This is a genomic window from Eggerthella sp. 1_3_56FAA, assembly GCF_000185625.1.
In the GTDB taxonomy this organism is placed as follows: Bacteria; Actinomycetota; Coriobacteriia; order Coriobacteriales; family Eggerthellaceae; genus Eggerthella; species Eggerthella lenta.
This window is the reverse complement of the sequence record NZ_GL622581.1, coordinates 332724-348409: the sequence shown is the minus strand read 5'-3', so window position 1 is coordinate 348409 and position 15686 is coordinate 332724. Positions and strand designations below refer to the sequence as shown.

Sequence of the window (15686 nt, the reverse complement as noted above, 5' to 3'; positions counted from 1 at the left end):
TGAAATAGGTCGCGCTCGCTTCCTCGCAACCGTAGTCTTCTGGGTACGCTACTATGGACGAAACGAGAAAGGCAGCACACCATGAACGTAGAGATCGCGCAACGCTTGGCCGAGCGCCGCAAGCAGGCGGGGCTTTCGCAGGAGGCGCTCGCCGCGCGTCTGGGCGTGTCGCGGCAGGCCGTGTCGAAGTGGGAGCGCTCCGAGTCGTCCCCCGACACCGACAACCTCATCGCGCTGGCTCAGCTGTACGGTCTGTCGCTGGACGATCTGCTGTACGTCGACGAAGAGATCCGCGACGACGTCACGTTCGAGGCGGCCGATCGCGCCGCTAAGCGCCAGGCCGAGCAGGAGACTGCGACGGCTTCCCCTGCAGATCCCCCGCCAGCGCCCGCCGATGAGGCTGCGGCCTCCGATGCGTCGGGCGGAACCGAAGCCGCATCGTCCGGCAAGAAGGGCAAGGTGCACATCGGTCCCGGCGGGATTCACGTGGAGGACGGAGACGAGTACGTGCACGTGTCGTGGCGCGACGGCGTGCACGTGAAGGACGCCAAGAAGGGCGAGGAAGTGCACGTGGGTTGGGACGGCGTGCACGTGAAGAGCCCCGGCAACAGCGCAGGCGACGATGATGTGGTCATCGACGGCGCCAAGGTGGTCATCAACGGCGAGCAGTTCGACAGCTGGCAGGACGCGCATGCGCGGTACCATCACGGATGGGATCGCGAAGAGCGTTGGTACGAGCCGTGCGGCTACACCGTGCGGGGCGAGCGCTTCGACAGCATCGACGATGCTCGCGCCAAGTACGGTGACGAAGTGGGGAAGTCTATTCCCGTGCGCAAGCACTACCTACGCGAGTTCGAGAAGTCGTGGGTGAAGTTCCCGTATCCGCTCGTGGTCATCGTCGTGTACCTGCTGCTGGGCATTTTGAACGGCGCGTGGGCCATGGGGTTGTTTCTGTTCCTGACCATTCCCTTGTACTACATGGTGGGTCACGCCATCGGGCGCAAGCGCCTCGCGCCGCTGGTGTCGGGCGCGTATCCCATCGCGGTGGTGGCCTGGTTCTGCTGGATGGCGTTCGTGCTGAACCAGCCGCATCCCGCCTGGGTGGCCTTTCTCACCATTCCCGTAGTGGAGTGGCTCGTGCATAGCCTGTCCCGCTGGTGGCGCGATCGCAAGCGCCGCAAGGGTGACGCGGAAAACGCGCCCATCGACGTGGACGCGCAGTAAGGCGGAGCGCCTTCGTCATCTCGGGCAGGCCTCGAACGAAGAAGCGCCGCGCATCTTGAAACGATGCGCGGCGCTTACCTATATATAGGAGATACGAAGTCGGATCAGCTCGCCCCGAGTGCGTCTTAGTTGTTCGCGAACCTGCTGTAGTTGTAGCCGCCGACGCCCGCCTTCTTCTTGGAGCCGTTCTGCTTGGCGGCGCCCTTCGCGTTCGGAGCGGACTTCTCGTACTTCTTCTTCTCGCTCATCTCGAGACGGCGCTTCGCGTGATCCATGTTGTTGCTGCGCGGGCCGTCGGGCTTGGCGGCGCCGTCGAAGGATCGTTTGCCCTCGGCGCGCTTGCCGCGCCCGGGGCGGTTGTCCGAGCGGCCCTCGGCGCGGCTGTCCGAGCGGCGCTCGAAGTCGCGCTTCTCGCCGCCGCGCTTGTCGGAACGCTTTGCGCCCGCGGGGCGTCCGGAGCCTTTGTTGCCCTTGTAGCCGCCCTTTTTCGGAGCGCCCTTCTTGCCCTTTTCCAGCACGGTCATGTCCAGCTCGTAGGTCTCGAGCTCCATGAGGGGCACGTTCTTGCCGATGAGCTTCTCGATGTCGCTCATCGTGCGGCGCGACTCGCGCGTGACGAACGAGACCGCGAAGCCCTGCTCTCCGGCGCGGCCCGTGCGGCCGATGCGGTGCACGTAGTCCTCGGGCATGTCGGGCAGGTCGAAGTTGATGACGTGGTCCACGTCGGGTACGTCGATGCCGCGCGCCAGCACGTCGGTCGCCACGAGGATTGACGTGCGGCCGCGACGGAAGTTGTCGAGGGCGCGCTTGCGCTGGCCTTGCGACTTGTCCGAGTGGATGGACTCGGCACGGTAACCTGCGTCGCACAGTGCCTCGGCGCAATCCTCGGTGCGGTTCTTCGTGCGCGCGAACACGATCACGCGGTCGGAGCCCTTCTCCTCCAGCAGCGCCTGCAGAAGCTCGGGCTTCTTGAAATTGGCGATGGGCATCATGAACTGCTCGACCGTCTGGGCGGTCTCGCCGTTGCGGGCGATTTCCACGACGGCCGGGTCGTTCAGCAGCGAGCCCAGGTTCTTCTGGATGGAGTGGTCGATGGTGGCCGAGAAGAGCAGCGTCTGGCGATCGGCGGGGGTGGCGTCTACGATGGTGGTGACGGCGGGCAGGAAGCCCATGTCAAGCATGCGGTCCGCTTCGTCCAGCACGAGGGACTTGATGCCGCCGAGGTCGACGACGCCTTTGTTCATGAGGTCGTTCAGGCGGCCGGGCGTGGCGATGAGCACGTCGGTGCCGCGTCGGATCTCGTTGATCTGGGGGCCGTAGGGCGTACCGCCGAACACGGTGGTCACGTAGTGCCCCGTCTTGCGGGTGATCTGCATGCACGTCTGCGAGATCTGCTGCGCCAGCTCACGGGTGGGGCTGACCACCAGCACGCGGGGCGCGCGCTTGCCCCTCTTGCCGCGCGGCAGGGTGCTCAGGATGGGCAGCAGGAACGCGGCGGTCTTACCCGTGCCGGTGCTGGCGGCGGCGATGAGGTCGCGGCCTTCCAGGACCAACGGGATGGCCTGCAGCTGCACAGGGGTGGGGTTCTCGTAGCCCAGGCGTTCGACGGCGGCAAGGGCAGCCTCGGACAAGCCGAGGTCGGCGAAATTCTGCATTATTCGTTTCCGTTTCTCTTCGTGCGCGCTCGATGCGCGCTTTTCGGTCGCACCCGCTCCTGCGGCGTGCATTGCGCTTGACTCGAGCCGCTTTCTGATTCGTTGGCATTGCGCGAAAAGAAACAGGAAAGAATTTCGTGTAAAGCGACTGACCATTATGCCAGCCATCGGTGAGGAAAGTAAAGGAAAATGTAAAAATTGACTGAGAATATGTACCGAAATCCATCAAAACGGACTGTTTTTTAACGTGATCGGTAGACTTTCAAACGTCTGCAGCCCCTTATGTTCATCTGATGTCCAAGGAGCTTCCCACTTAGAATTTACACTGCTTTACTTTGCCGTTGACGTGGGAAAACGAAAAAACTCGGGGGGGGGGGGCTTCACCGAAGACCGATTTTTCTGTTGCTAAACTGAAACCGTGCTATTATCATGAGGACGGAACAGACGAGCGCTCCGGCTCAATTGAGTGTTGAAGAGATTCGCGACGAGCGAGACGGACGGTTAGGAAACGCATTTTCCCTATGGGATTCGACGACAACAACAGACAGACGGCTTCGGGTCGCCATGGTGCCTCCGCTTCGCGCGGAGGTTCTCACGCCTATGGGCAACCTCCCGCGGACGGTTTCGGTCAGGCTCCCCATGGCAGCCGGCCTTATCCGCAGGGCGGTGGGTACGCTTCGCGCCCGACGGGGCAGACGCCGTATCCAAACCAGCGACCGGCGAACTACGGCTACGCTTCGCAAGCTGACGAGATCGTGCGCGTGCGCAAAAAGCGCAAGAAGCACACCAAGCTGAAGCGGGCGGCGCTTATCGCGCTCGCCGTCGTCGTGGTGCTCGTGGGCGGCGTCGCCGCGTACGGCGCTTGGTACACGAGCAGCCTCGCAAGCAACATGGCGCTCGACGCTCAGGAGCAAAGCGAGTTGAGCAGCGTTCTCGCCCCCTCCGATTCCCAGATGGAGCCGTTCTACGTGCTGCTGGTGGGCTCGGACAACTGGGAGACGTACGGGGAGCGCTCCGACGCCCTCGTGCTCGTGCGCATCGATCCGGTGGGCCACGTCATCACCATGGTGTCGATTCCGCGCGACACGCCGTACGAGTACAACGGCAAGGTCGAGAAGATCAACCAGATGTTCGCCGTGAACGGGGCGGCTGGCGCCGTTACAGCGGTGCAGGACCTCACCGGCGTGAAGATCTCCGACTACGTGGAAATCGAGTTCGCCGGGTTGGCCGAGTTCGTGGATTCGATCGGCGGCATCTACGTGGACTTGCCCTACACCATCGACTACCAGGTGTACACGCAGGATCAGGCGCCCGTCCATATCGAGGCCGGCAACCAGCTGCTCAACGGCGAGCAGTGCGTGGCGCTTGCCCGCATGCGCACCGCCTATGGCGACGACCAGGAGGCCATCCGCCAGTCGAACGTGCGCGCGATGGCCATGGCGCTCATGAAGAACGTGCTGCAAGCTCCTCCGGTCGAGATCCCCGGCCTGATCCAAAACCTCTCCCAGTGCGTGTCTACGAGCATCGACTTGCAGACGATGATCTCGCTTGCGACCGATTTCGCACAGGCGGGCAACCCCACCATCTACACGTGCACCGGTCCGTACAAGGGCGACTTCATGGAGGAATACGGCGGCCTGTGGCTGTGCTACGAGGATCCCGAGGGTTGGGCTACACTGATGAAGGCGGTCGACGCCGGCGAGAATCCCGAAGCTGCCGAGACCACCGTTAACGGCAAGTAAGCAAGCAGCGTACGTACGACGCTGAAGAGAAAGACGAACGAATGACACTGCTCGAACTATTCAAACTGCTGCGCAAGCACCTGGCCCTGGTGGTGGTGCTGCCCGTCGTGCTCGCGATCGCGACGGCAGGCTTCAGCTGGGGCCTCATGCAGAACCAGTACACGGCCACGGTGTCCGTGTACGTGCTGACTGCGAAGGACGACGCGAGCTCTTCGAGCACCACCGCGTACAACGACCTCACCGCCAGCCAGCTCATGGCGAACGACATAGCGACTTTGGCGAAGTCGGAGACCGTGCAGAAGCGCACGGCCGAGGCTCTTGGCATGTCTTCGCTCAGCGGATACAAGATTTCCGTCGAAGCGGGCACCACCACGCGCGTCATCAGCATCTCGGTGACGGCGGGCAAGCCCGATGCGGCTGCCATCGTCGCCAATGAGATATCCACCGTTCTGTCCACCACCGCGCAAAGCGTCATGGGCGTCGAGAGCGTCAACGTGGTCGACGCGGCCGAGGTTCCCACGGATCCGTCGGGCCCGCCGCGCGCCATGTACACGGCGGTCGCGTTCCTCGCGGGCATCTTCCTGGCAGTGGCCATCGTAGTGGTGCTGGATATGCTGAACACGCGGGTGCGCAACCCTGAAGAAGCTGAAGAACTGCTGGGCATTCCGGTCATCGGCCGTATCCCCACGATCAAGGGTTAGGAGGGTATAGGCCATGGCTAAGAAAAAGAAGCAGGCGTCCAACATGCTCGAGGTGCAGAACGCGGCGAAGACGCTTTTTGCGAACATCCGCTTCATGTCGCCCGACAACCCCATCCGCTCCATCGTCATGACGAGTTCGGTGCCGAACGAGGGCAAGTCCACGTGCTCCGTGGAGCTGGCTCGCGCTATCGCCACGTCGGGCAAGACGGTGCTGCTCGTGGAGGCCGACATGCGCCGTCGCACGCTTGCCAGCCTGCTGAACGTGCGTCCTGCGGCGGGCGTGTACGCCGTCCTCACCGATGCGGCACCGCTCAAGACGGCCGTCACGCCGACGCAGACTCCCAACCTGTTCTTCCTCGACGTCGAGCCGAACATACCCAACCCGGCCGACATCATCTCGTCCAAGCGGTACCAGAAGCTGGTTGCCACGCTGGAGGACAGCTACGATTATGTGATTTACGACATGCCGCCGGTCGGCACCTTCGTCGATGCCGCCATCCTGTCCACGTTGGTGGACGGCACGGTGTTGGTGGTCAAGCCCGGCTCGACGAAGCGTTCCGAGCTGGTGGACGCGTGCGAGCAGCTGAAGAAGGCCGATGCCAACATCCTCGGCATCTGCGCCACGTTCTGCGAAGGCACCGGTTCCGAATACTATTACGCGTACTATACCAAGGACGGCGGACGGTTGAAGGACGACGGCGATGTTGCCGCGCTGCAGGCCGAGACGCGCACGCCGGTTCCCACGGCCGGGCGTCGTGCACCCCGCGGTGCGCAGGGCAGCCCCGTTCCTGCAGGCGGTCGCGGCGGATTCGCTAAGGATCCCGTGGCGGGAAGAGGGCGTAGGGCCTGATGAGGGATTTGCATTGCCATATCCTTCCCGGCGTCGACGACGGTGCGCGCAACCTGGACGAGTCTCTGGCCATGCTGGAGGCCGCCAAGGCTGCGGGAATCACGTCTATCGTGTGTACCCCGCATGTGCGCGATCCCTACTTCGACTACGACGCGATGTGGGATGCTTACGAGTTGCTCGTGGCGCACGCTGACGGGTTCCCGCTGACGATGGGCTTCGAGGTGAACCATTCCAAGCTTATGCAATTGGGCATGGAATGGGCCGAGCATCTGCACTTCGACGGCACGAACGAGTTTTTATTGGAGCTGTCTACGAGGGCGGGCAAGCCCGACTTCGAGATATACGAACGGACCATCTTCGAACTGCAGGGGATGGGCTACCAAGTGATCATCGCTCATCCCGAGCGCTATCGCGCCATCCAGGAGGATGTCGAGGTGGCGCGCGGTCTGGTGAAGATGGGTTGCAAGCTGCAAGCGTCGGCCGATTTCATTGCCGGCGGTCGCATGGGAGCCGAGCGCAAGCCCGCCAAGCGCCTGTTCGACGAGAACCTGTACACGTACATCGCAAGCGATGCGCATCGGGTGGAGCACTACGGCTACTTCGCCGAAGCGAAGCGGACGTACCGAACGCGAGGAGCGCATGCGCGTCTGTAGGTTCGGTTTGACGGCTTCCTGCCGTTAGGCCACAGGTTCGACCTGTGATCTAACGGCAGGAAACTGCACCGCTGCAAGCTCTGGATACGACAGGGCGATGTGTGAAAAACACGGCAGCATACATATCTTGAGGAAAGCGGGATCGTCGCTGGGTGCGCGTTCCGGATCGATCAAGAGGATGCATATCGTTGTTGCGTTTTGGCCTGAATGGCTAGGGCGAAGCCGTATCTTTATTTCGTCTTGCCAGGGAGGTGATGGCATTGTGGTACGTCGTGCAAACGGTCGGCGGCCAGGAAAAGCACGTGCTTGACCTGATCAACAAGCTTGTCGACGAAGAGCTCATCCAAGAATCCTTCATCCCCCAGTACGAAGTCAAAAAGCGCATCCAGGGCGTATGGAAAATGCGTTCAGAAGTGCTGCTACCTGGTTATATTTTCGTAATAACAGACCAGCCTGGAAAGCTGCGTGAGGCGTTGCGAAGCGTCCCCAAGTTCACCAGGCTCCTCGGCAACAACGATGTGTTCACTCCTCTCGACGATCAAGAAGTCGCCTTCATCAACGCGTTCACCAAGCCTGACCACCGCGTGGTCGAGTTCTCGAGCGGCGTGATGGAAGGGGACGAGATCGTGATCCTCAACGGCCCGCTGATGAACCAGACGGGTCTCATCAAGAAGCTCGATCGCCACAAGCGCCTGGCGTATCTGGAGATAGAGATTCTTGGTCGTGTGAAAACCGTCAAAGTCGGATTAGAGATTGTTCGAAAGAAACCCTGACAAATCAATAGACGTAACCGCCGACGGAGCCGTCGCGCTGGTAGACGACTTCGCAACAGCGGGGGAGCAAGAGGAGATTTCCACGCCCCCAATGTCTGATAAGCGCGGTTATGGAAACCTAAGCGGGAGCATCGGGGTTTGTCATCCTGAGCGGAGCGACTCCTCGGGTTGTCATCCCGAGCGAGCGAAGCGAGTCGAAGGATCCCGCGCGGCGGCAGGAGCCAGATGCGCCTCCGAGTCGATGGCCGCCTCCGACGTGGCGTTCCTGGCGCCCGAACTGGTGTCGGAGGCCGAGGGCCCGGTGCCCGTCCCGGCTCCGGCGGAAGGGCGGCTGGGGTACCGCTTCGTCAAGCGGGTGTTCGACATCGCCTTCAGCCTGTGCGCGACGATAGTCGGCCTGGTTCCGATCGCGCTCCTTTGCGTCGCTATCGGCCTGGAGTCCCCCGGATCCCCCATCTACCTCCAAAAGCGCGTCGGGTATCAAGGAAGGCCGCTACGCATCTTCAAGCTGCGTACCATGGTGGCCGACTCCGACGATGTTGAGAAGCATTTGGATCCCAAACAGCTCGAGCGGTGGAGGCGCGAGCGCAAGGTGGATGACGATCCTCGCGTCACCAAGGTGGGGCGCTTCCTGCGCAGGACCTCCCTCGACGAGCTGCCTCAGTTCCTGAACGTACTGGCTGGCCAGATGAGCGTTGTCGGCCCGCGTCCCATCGTTGAGGAGGAGCTGGCGGCTTACGGCGACGCGGCGGGCGAGCTCCTTTCCGTCAAGCCCGGCATCACCGGCTGGTGGCAGGTGCAGGCGAGAAACGATGCGACCTACGGCGACGGCAGCCGCCAGGAACTGGAGCTTTATTACGTCAGGAACGCCTCTCTTGCTATAGATGCGAAGGTGTTCCTGAGGACGTTCTCGATCATGTTCGGAAAAGGCAGGACGGGAAGATGAGTGAGCCTATCCGCGTAGCGCATGTTGTGGGCAAGATGTGCGGCGGCGGCGTCGAGGCCGTGGTCATGAACTACTACCGGCATATCGACAGGAGCCGCGTGCAGTTCGACTTCCTCGTGGACGAGGACTCCGCGCTCGTGCCGCGCGAGGAGATCGGGTCGCTCGGCGGCCGGGTGTTCGTGGTTCCTCCTTACCAGCGCCTCCTCGCTTACATGGGGCGCCTGGAGGGCCTGTTCTCGGACGAGGGTTGGTCCATCGTCCACTCCCACGTCAACGCGCTCTCGGTCTTCCCGCTGCGCGCGGCCGCCCGGGCGGGCGTGCCCGTGCGCATCGCCCACTCGCATTCGACGGCGGGCAAGGGCGAGCCCGTCAAGAACGCGCTCAAGCGCCTGCTGCGCACCCAGGCGAACCGCTACCCGACGCACCGCCTCGCGTGCTCCCGCTATGCCGGTGAATGGCTGTTCGGCAAGGAGGTCGAGCTAGAAGTTGTTCCGAACGCGATCGACATGAATGCAGTCGCCTTCGACGAGCGTTGGAGGTCGAAAGCTCGCCAAATGTGGAACATCGAGGATGGCCAGGTGGTGATCGGGCATGTAGGGAGGCTTGCCCCTGTGAAGAACCAATCATTCCTGATAGAGGTTTTGAGTTGCCTAAGAAAGAGCGGCGTGGATGCTCGATTGGTCTTGGTTGGAGAAGGAAAGGATCGCATCGCCATTCAGAATCGTGCGGCCTGCCTAGGTCTTTCGGAGTATATGGTTATGCCCGGCCAAATGGACTCTTCGTTGGCGTATCAAGGATTCGATGCGTTTGCCTTCCCCAGTACGTACGAGGGGTTTGGCATGGCGGCGCTTGAGGCGCAGAGGGCCGGCTTGCCGTGCCTGCTGTCCGACGCGATCACCCGCGAGGTGGACGTGACGGGAGCGGTGCGCTTCCTGCCGATCGATGATCCTTCGGCCTGGGCGGACGCGCTATGCGCCTTGAGGGCCGGCGACAGGGTCCCTGTGCGTCCGGAGCGTTTCTCGTACTACGACATTGATGCAGCGGCGCAGAAACTTGCAGCGTTATACATCGCTCTCGATGGCGAAAGGGCGGGAAAATGAACCCGCTTGTCAGTGTTATCATCCCTGTTTATAACGTTGAGTCGTACGTGTCGGAATGCATAGAGAGCGTGATCGCTCAAACTTATAGCAATATCGAGATCGTTGTAGTAAACGACGGATCGACAGATGGATCGGGGTTTTCTTGCGATCAATACGCTTGTAGCGATTCCCGTGTGGTTGTGGTGCACAAAGAGAACGAAGGGCTGAGTGCTGCCCGAAACGCTGGAATAGCCGTTTGTCGGGGTGATTTCGTGGCCTTCGTTGACGGCGATGATTTCGTGTCCCCTGTTTTCATTGAGACGCTTATGCATGCTATCGAAGTGTGCGACTGTGAGATAGCGGCGATACCTTGTGGTACGGCATTCGAGGACGGCTCTTCATGCGAGCTTGTTGCGAAGGCGGCCTTTATTCCCGACGCAAGGGTTATGGATTCATATACGGTTCAGAAGTTGATGCTCTATCAAAGGCTCGATACGGGAGTTCCATGGAGGCTTTATGCTAGACGTATACTCGGCGATGCTCCTTTTGCTGTGGGGTTGTATTACGAGGACCTGGCAAGCGTTTACAAGTTCATTCATGATGTAGATCGTGTTGCGTTGGTTGATTGCAGGGCCTTGTATGCGTATCGTCTGCGGAAATCCGGAATCATCAGTCAGGCGTACAGTCCGATAAAAGCCTTATCTGCCATTGAGGTTTCACGACGACTTAGCTCGGATATGCAGGAATGGTATCCGGATCTAGCCGTTGCATCCGCATCGCGCTGTTTTTCTCTTTGCCGGATGGTTTATGCACAGATACCGGTAGAATACGAGCTTTCCAGTAAGTTCGAGAATGATCGTCGAGCTTTGTGGGGCGAACTCAAGGAGAGAAGAAAGATCGTTCTGAGTGATTCTTCGGCTCGGAAGAGGGAACGACTTGCTGCAGCCATTGCCTTGATCGGCGAAGCTCCGTTTGCTCTTTTTTGCCATGCGTGTAGAAAAGCCGGTCTTCTCAGATGAGGGTTTTGAGAAAAATCTCATTTTGTATGACTGCGAGAGAGACGGCCTTGTCAGCTCTGTTGATTTCTGCGTGTTTCCAGAACGTCGTTATCTTCTCTCTGGGTGGGGCGGCTATCAAGCCGTTTCATGTCATTGCCTTGATCTTGCTGGTTTTGTCCATTGTGGCACTTAGGACTTCCTGGTCTCTATTCAACAGGTGGTTTCTGATTTCCGTTTTATACGTGATTGGAATATCGCTGATTGACTCCATGCGTTTTGGGATAAATGTCGTTTTATTCAATTATGCGTTTTTCTTCGTCATGATAGCTTCTGTGATGAATTACGGAAGAGGCCTCCCCATGGATAGATGGGGCGTGATTGTTAGATCGTCGGCGTTATTTGTTATAGCTGTGGTAGCTATTAAGATTGTGCTCTACGGAGATGCTGTTATGGGGTTTGTTTCTTATGGGGGTAATGGGCACCCTTCCATCCCGTCCTTTTTTAGCGACAGCGTTAATTTGGAGGCATCATGGCTAGCATTGTTTGGAGTCTTCTTTAATAGGGATAGAGTTGGTCTGCTATACCTAATTGGAAGTTTGTCCATTTCGGCTCTTTATGCCTCTCGTGTGGGGATCATTCTTTCATTGTTGTCCATCGCCTACGTTCTGTTCGTGAAATCAAAGGATCGAATTGGAGTATCGAAGCTTGTTGGCATTGCCGTGTTGATTGCGGGTCTGATTGCGGTTGCTCAAATCGCAGGACTCCCAATTATGGATCGGTTTCTTGCAATAGGAGAGGACAAGGGGTCGACTGGGAGAATGGACATGTGGCAATACGCATTAAGTGCCTTTATCGACGCTCCTTTGTTCGGAAATGGTGCAGGAAACGCCGTTGTTCACTTGAAAATGGTCAGTGGAACGCCTTTCTCTGAGGGCAACATACATAATTATCCTCTTCAGGTTCTTTTGGATTTTGGCTTCATGGGATTCGTCTTTTTTATTGCGTTAATCTTAAATGTTATGGCTATTTTTCGGAAGGAGAGGTTCTCGAACCCCTTCGCTGCATACATCCTTTGCTGGGTAGTAGGTTCATTATTTCAATTCAGGGGTGCGGATGCGTTACTAGCCTTTTTCATTGCGGGTTATCTTCTGACAACGACCATGGAGCCGAAAGCGCGTTTTTGTGACGGCAGATCTTCGTTCGCATCACAGGAACGAATATTGGTTGGAAATGCTTCTCGAAAGCTTAGGGGTTCTGGAAAATGAAAGTGCTTCTTATCGCGGAGTATATTGCGCCGGTTAACGCAATTGCTTCGATTCGATGGACAAAAATCTCGAAGTATCTAGTACTGCATCATCAAGCTTCGATCGATCTCCTTACGAACGAGAAAAACTTTTCAGGGAAAAAACTATTGTCTGAAAACTATTCGGTAGATCCAACGCTTATGCAAGATGTGTCTAATTTTCAAAAGACTTACCTGGTTCGTGATGGGGCTAAATTAAAAATCTTTCATGGAATCCATAATTTTCTAAGATATGCAAAGAACATATCTTCAAATAAATGGGAGAAAGATAGGAAGAATCGAAAGAATAGTGAATTCGTCTCACCAAAGAATGGATCTCGCGATACACGCGGCATATTGTCATGTATTAGAAGAAGTTTAAATCAAGCGGTTGATGAATCGATCTACGGAAGAGCATGCCATGCAATAGGCGATTGCTCTCAGTACGATGTCGTTATTTCATCCTATGGACCGCGATGGACCCATAGAGTGGCGGCGGAAATAAAGAAGAAAAACCCATCGATCATATGGGTTGCCGATTACAGGGATTCTTTAGTGTATTCCGATGCGACCGACACTGAGGACAACCGTTCCTTTGCCAAAAAAACCACGCATAACGCGGATTGTGTCATATCCGTTTCTAAAGGGGTTTCCGACCTTTTGTTTCTTGACCCCTTGCAGCGTAGAGAGATAGTAACGAATGGATTTGATCCGGATGATGTGCTTTTTCGCAAAAAGAGACATCGATCAAATAAATTCGAAATCACTTATACGGGAACCTTGCACGATGAAGGCGATGCTCGAAGGGATCTGACTCCGCTATTTCGAGCTCTCGTGGACCTTGTTGATGGGGGTGCAGTTTGTTGCGATGATATCGTTGTTAGATATGCGGGAGGTACCGAGGGCATCTTTTTCAGGCAAGCTAGCTGCTTTCCCGACATACCTGTAGAATCCGTTGGCTTGGTTTCGCGTGATCGGGCTATGGAAATGCAATCAACGGCCTCATTACTGATTTTCAGTAACTGGAATACCTCTTTGCAAAAGGGAGGGATAACAGGCAAGCTTTTCGAATATCTAACTAGTGGCGTTCCCATTGTCGGTGTAAGCTCTGGCGATTCTCCCAATTCGGAAGCGAAGAAAATTATCGAGAAATCCGGTGCTGGATTTTGCTACGAAGAGGCTTCGGATTTGATGGATTATCCCAGATTAATCGATTTCGTTCGTGAATCATATACCCAATGGAAGAATCGAGGTTTGACTTCCTGCAGAGTCGATTCGAGCTATGTTTCGAAGTTCAGTTATCCGGTGATTGCCAATCAGGTGGCTGGAATATTGTGCACCCTTTCAAGAAGCAAGGAGAATACGTTATGATGGGTTTTCAAGAAGGATGGGTGAGCATCCTGTCTCGCACCCTCGTCTGCGGCACGGTCGGCCTCGGCTACGTCGGGCTGCCGCTGGCCGTGGAGAAGGCCAAGGCGGGCTTCAAGACGATTGGCTTCGACGTGCAGGCCGACAAGGTCGACATGGTCAACCGTGGCGAGAACTACATCGGCGACGTCGTGCAGGAGGACCTCGCCGCGCTCGTGGAGGCCGGCACGCTCGAGGCGACCTGCGACTTCTCGCGCGTCGCGGAGTGCGGCTTCGTCGCCATCTGCGTGCCCACCCCGCTCGACGCCCACCAGATGCCCGACACCTCCTACATGGAGGCGTCCGCCCGCGAGATAGCGCCCTACATCCGCGAGGGCTGCATGGTGGTGCTCGAGTCCACCACCTACCCCGGCACCACCGAGGAGCTGATCCTGCCCATCCTGGAGGAGGGGTCGGGCCTCAAGTGCGGCGAGGGCTTCTACCTGGGCTTCTCTCCCGAGCGCGTGGATCCTGGCAACCTCGTCTACAAGACCAAGAACACGCCCAAGGTGGTGGGCGCCGTCGGCGAGGAGGCGCTCGAGCTCATCAGCGCGGTCTACGAGGCGGTGCTCGAGGGGGGCGTGACGCGCGTGTCGAGCCCGGCCGTGGCCGAGATGGAGAAGATCCTCGAGAACACCTACCGAAACGTCAACATCGGCCTCGTCAACGAGCTCTGCATGCTCTGCGACCGCATGGGCATCGACGTGTGGGAGGTAATAGACGCCGCCAAGACGAAGCCCTACGGCTTCACGGCCTTCTACCCCGGCCCCGGTCTCGGCGGCCACTGCATACCGCTCGACCCCTACTACCTGTCGTGGAAGGCGCGCGAGTACGGCTTCCACACCTCCATGATCGAGGCGTCCATGACCGTGAACGACTCTATGCCCGAGTGGGTGGCCTCGCGCGCGGCCCGCATCCTCAACCGGGAGGGCAAGGCGATGAGGGGATCGAAGGCGCTCGTGCTGGGCGTCGCCTACAAGCAGGACATCGACGACTATCGGGAGTCGCCGGCCCTGCGCGTGATTGAGCGCCTGGAGGCGCGGGGCGCCGAGGTCTCCTACTACGACCCCTGGGTGCCGCGCTGCCAGCACAAAGAAGAGGTAAAGGAATCCATCCCGGACCTGTCGGCCGAGGCGATCGCCTCGGCCGATATTGTTCTGGTCGCCTGCGCGCACACCAACGTCGACTACGCCCTCGTGCAGAGGCACGCGAGGGCCGTGCTCGACGCCAAGAACGCCATGAAGGGCGTGTCCCCGCGAGAGAACATCGAGGTGCTGTGACGTGAAAGTGCTTACCGTTGTGGGGGCAAGGCCCCAGTTCATAAAAGCAGCCATGGTTTCACATGAAATCGAGAAGCGACACGGCATAGACGAAGTGTTGGTTCATACGGGACAGCACTTTGATCGGAACATGTCCGAGCTATTTTTTGAGCAGATGTCCATTCTTCGGCCTAAGCATAACTTGGGCATTTCAGGGGGTAGCCATACATCTATGACGGCGAGAATGATGCTCGGCCTTGAGGCGGTTATGGAAGAAGAGCGCCCAGACGCCGTTCTTGTTTACGGAGACACCAATTCAACCCTTGCCGCAGCGCTCACTGCCGTAAAAATGCAGATCCCAATCGCGCACGTCGAAGCGGGTCCTCGCTCTCATTCGCTCAGAAACGCCGAAGAGTCAAACCGCGTATGCGTCGATCATCTTAGCTCGATACTGCTTGCGGCAACAGAATCGGGGTTTCGAAACCTTAAAAAAGAAGGCCTCGAGGATAGGACCTTTCTCGTAGGTGATCCGATGTACGATGCGTTTCTGCATTACGGCGAAATCGCGGACTCCGAAGCGTTTCGTCCGGAATTGGTTTCAATCAGTGGAGGTTCGATTGATGTTCCGTCGCGTTATTGCTATCTAACATGTCATCGGGCAGAAAACATGGAAAAGGGGGCCATGTCCGAGATATTGATCGCTGCGTCTACTCTGTCTTGTCCCGTTATTTACCCTGTGCACCCCCGCGCTCTTGAACTCGCCAGAGACATCGTCATTCGTTATAGGCTAGATTCGATCATGCTCGTCGAGCCGGTCGGTTATCTTGAGAGCATTTTTCTTACCAAACACGCAATGCACGTGATCACCGACTCAGGAGGGGTGCAAAGAGAAGCCTTTTTTGCGAAAACGCCCTGTACAGTGCCTATGACGCTTCTTGCGTGGCCTGAGATTATGGTGGACGGGCGTTGCGTTCTCGTCTTTCCGGAGAGAAGCGAGATAGAGCGTGCGTTGGATAGAGCGCAAACGGTAAATGAGGACTATTTGCCGTTCGGCGACGGCAATGCGGCCAAGCGAATCGTCGATATTCTTGCCGGCCGTTCGAAAGAGGTGCTGTAA

The 15686-nt window shown here is 58.1% G+C and carries 14 protein-coding genes; 13 read left to right on the top strand and 1 reads right to left on the bottom strand.

All coding sequences use genetic code 11. The features are described from left to right. Positions 1 to 81 precede the first annotated feature (81 nt). A complete protein-coding gene (locus tag HMPREF1023_RS11740) occupies positions 82 to 1224 on the top strand; it encodes a helix-turn-helix domain-containing protein (protein WP_009306558.1) in 1143 nt (380 codons plus the stop codon). 125 nt (positions 1225 to 1349) lie between these two features. On the opposite strand, the gene HMPREF1023_RS11735 is transcribed toward HMPREF1023_RS11740, so the two are convergent. Next, positions 1350 to 2879, bottom strand: a complete 1530-nt coding sequence (locus tag HMPREF1023_RS11735; protein WP_009306556.1) for a DEAD/DEAH box helicase — start codon at positions 2877 to 2879, stop codon at positions 1350 to 1352. A 755-nt stretch (positions 2880 to 3634) separates the two neighbouring features. On the opposite strand from HMPREF1023_RS11735, the gene HMPREF1023_RS11730 reads away from it, so the two are divergent. The 12 genes from HMPREF1023_RS11730 (at position 3635) to wecB (ending at position 15686) form a co-directional block, all read left to right on the top strand. After that, a complete protein-coding gene (locus HMPREF1023_RS11730) occupies positions 3635 to 4621 on the top strand; it encodes an LCP family protein (RefSeq protein ID WP_009306555.1) in 987 nt (328 codons plus the stop codon). Between the two features lie 41 nt (positions 4622 to 4662). After that, positions 4663 to 5322 (top strand): YveK family protein, encoded by a 660-nt coding sequence (locus tag HMPREF1023_RS11725; protein WP_009306552.1) that lies wholly within the window; start codon positions 4663 to 4665, stop codon positions 5320 to 5322. Positions 5323 to 5335: 13 nt separating this feature from the next. Beyond that, positions 5336 to 6172: a CpsD/CapB family tyrosine-protein kinase gene (locus tag HMPREF1023_RS11720; protein ID WP_009306549.1), complete on the top strand. Its 837-nt coding sequence runs from the start codon at positions 5336 to 5338 to the stop codon at positions 6170 to 6172. Beyond that, positions 6172 to 6825 (top strand): CpsB/CapC family capsule biosynthesis tyrosine phosphatase, encoded by a 654-nt coding sequence (locus HMPREF1023_RS11715; protein ID WP_009306547.1) that lies wholly within the window; start codon positions 6172 to 6174, stop codon positions 6823 to 6825. Before HMPREF1023_RS11720 ends, HMPREF1023_RS11715 begins: the two co-directional genes overlap by 1 nt. A gap of 254 nt (positions 6826 to 7079) precedes the next feature. Then, positions 7080 to 7598, top strand: a complete 519-nt coding sequence (gene loaP, locus HMPREF1023_RS11710; protein WP_015761186.1) for an antiterminator LoaP — start codon at positions 7080 to 7082, stop codon at positions 7596 to 7598. A 241-nt stretch (positions 7599 to 7839) separates the two neighbouring features. Further along, positions 7840 to 8544 (top strand): sugar transferase, encoded by a 705-nt coding sequence (locus tag HMPREF1023_RS11705; protein WP_009306544.1) that lies wholly within the window; start codon positions 7840 to 7842, stop codon positions 8542 to 8544. Further along, positions 8541 to 9644, top strand: a complete 1104-nt coding sequence (locus HMPREF1023_RS11700) for a glycosyltransferase (protein ID WP_009306542.1) — start codon at positions 8541 to 8543, stop codon at positions 9642 to 9644. Before HMPREF1023_RS11705 ends, HMPREF1023_RS11700 begins: the two co-directional genes overlap by 4 nt. Beyond that, complete coding sequence (locus HMPREF1023_RS11695; protein ID WP_009306541.1) at positions 9641 to 10642, top strand: glycosyltransferase; 1002 nt, start codon at positions 9641 to 9643, stop codon at positions 10640 to 10642. Before HMPREF1023_RS11700 ends, HMPREF1023_RS11695 begins: the two co-directional genes overlap by 4 nt. A gap of 26 nt (positions 10643 to 10668) precedes the next feature. Then, complete coding sequence (locus HMPREF1023_RS11690) at positions 10669 to 11886, top strand: O-antigen ligase (RefSeq protein ID WP_232228719.1); 1218 nt, start codon at positions 10669 to 10671, stop codon at positions 11884 to 11886. Next, on the top strand, positions 11883 to 13274 hold the full coding sequence (locus HMPREF1023_RS15290) for a hypothetical protein (protein ID WP_009306536.1): 1392 nt from the start codon (positions 11883 to 11885) through the stop codon (positions 13272 to 13274). Before HMPREF1023_RS11690 ends, HMPREF1023_RS15290 begins: the two co-directional genes overlap by 4 nt. Next, positions 13271 to 14590 carry a nucleotide sugar dehydrogenase gene (locus HMPREF1023_RS11685; RefSeq protein WP_009306534.1) on the top strand — a complete coding sequence of 440 codons (1320 nt, stop codon included), beginning with the start codon at positions 13271 to 13273 and terminating at the stop codon, positions 14588 to 14590. The genes HMPREF1023_RS15290 and HMPREF1023_RS11685 overlap by 4 nt, the downstream gene beginning before the upstream one ends. 1 nt (position 14591) lies before the next feature. Beyond that, the gene (gene wecB / locus HMPREF1023_RS11680) at positions 14592 to 15686 is read left to right on the top strand and encodes a non-hydrolyzing UDP-N-acetylglucosamine 2-epimerase (protein WP_009306531.1); all 1095 of its coding nucleotides are present in this window, start codon (positions 14592 to 14594) and stop codon (positions 15684 to 15686) included.

What these genes read in the sequence shown, in the direction of transcription:
- HMPREF1023_RS11740 (WP_009306558.1), top strand. Translation starts at nt 82, where the DNA reads ATGAACGTAGAGATCGCGCAACGCTTGGCCGAGCGCCGCAAGCAGGCG.
- HMPREF1023_RS11735 (WP_009306556.1), bottom strand. Translation starts at nt 2,879, where the DNA reads ATGCAGAATTTCGCCGACCTCGGCTTGTCCGAGGCTGCCCTTGCCGCC.
- HMPREF1023_RS11725 (WP_009306552.1), top strand. Translation starts at nt 4,663, where the DNA reads ATGACACTGCTCGAACTATTCAAACTGCTGCGCAAGCACCTGGCCCTG.
- HMPREF1023_RS11720 (WP_009306549.1), top strand. Translation starts at nt 5,336, where the DNA reads ATGGCTAAGAAAAAGAAGCAGGCGTCCAACATGCTCGAGGTGCAGAAC.
- HMPREF1023_RS11715 (WP_009306547.1), top strand. Translation starts at nt 6,172, where the DNA reads ATGAGGGATTTGCATTGCCATATCCTTCCCGGCGTCGACGACGGTGCG.
- loaP (WP_015761186.1), top strand. Translation starts at nt 7,080, where the DNA reads ATGGCATTGTGGTACGTCGTGCAAACGGTCGGCGGCCAGGAAAAGCAC.
- HMPREF1023_RS11705 (WP_009306544.1), top strand. Translation starts at nt 7,840, where the DNA reads ATGGCCGCCTCCGACGTGGCGTTCCTGGCGCCCGAACTGGTGTCGGAG.
- HMPREF1023_RS11700 (WP_009306542.1), top strand. Translation starts at nt 8,541, where the DNA reads ATGAGTGAGCCTATCCGCGTAGCGCATGTTGTGGGCAAGATGTGCGGC.
- HMPREF1023_RS11695 (WP_009306541.1), top strand. Translation starts at nt 9,641, where the DNA reads ATGAACCCGCTTGTCAGTGTTATCATCCCTGTTTATAACGTTGAGTCG.
- HMPREF1023_RS11690 (WP_232228719.1), top strand. Translation starts at nt 10,669, where the DNA reads ATGACTGCGAGAGAGACGGCCTTGTCAGCTCTGTTGATTTCTGCGTGT.
- HMPREF1023_RS15290 (WP_009306536.1), top strand. Translation starts at nt 11,883, where the DNA reads ATGAAAGTGCTTCTTATCGCGGAGTATATTGCGCCGGTTAACGCAATT.
- HMPREF1023_RS11685 (WP_009306534.1), top strand. Translation starts at nt 13,271, where the DNA reads ATGATGGGTTTTCAAGAAGGATGGGTGAGCATCCTGTCTCGCACCCTC.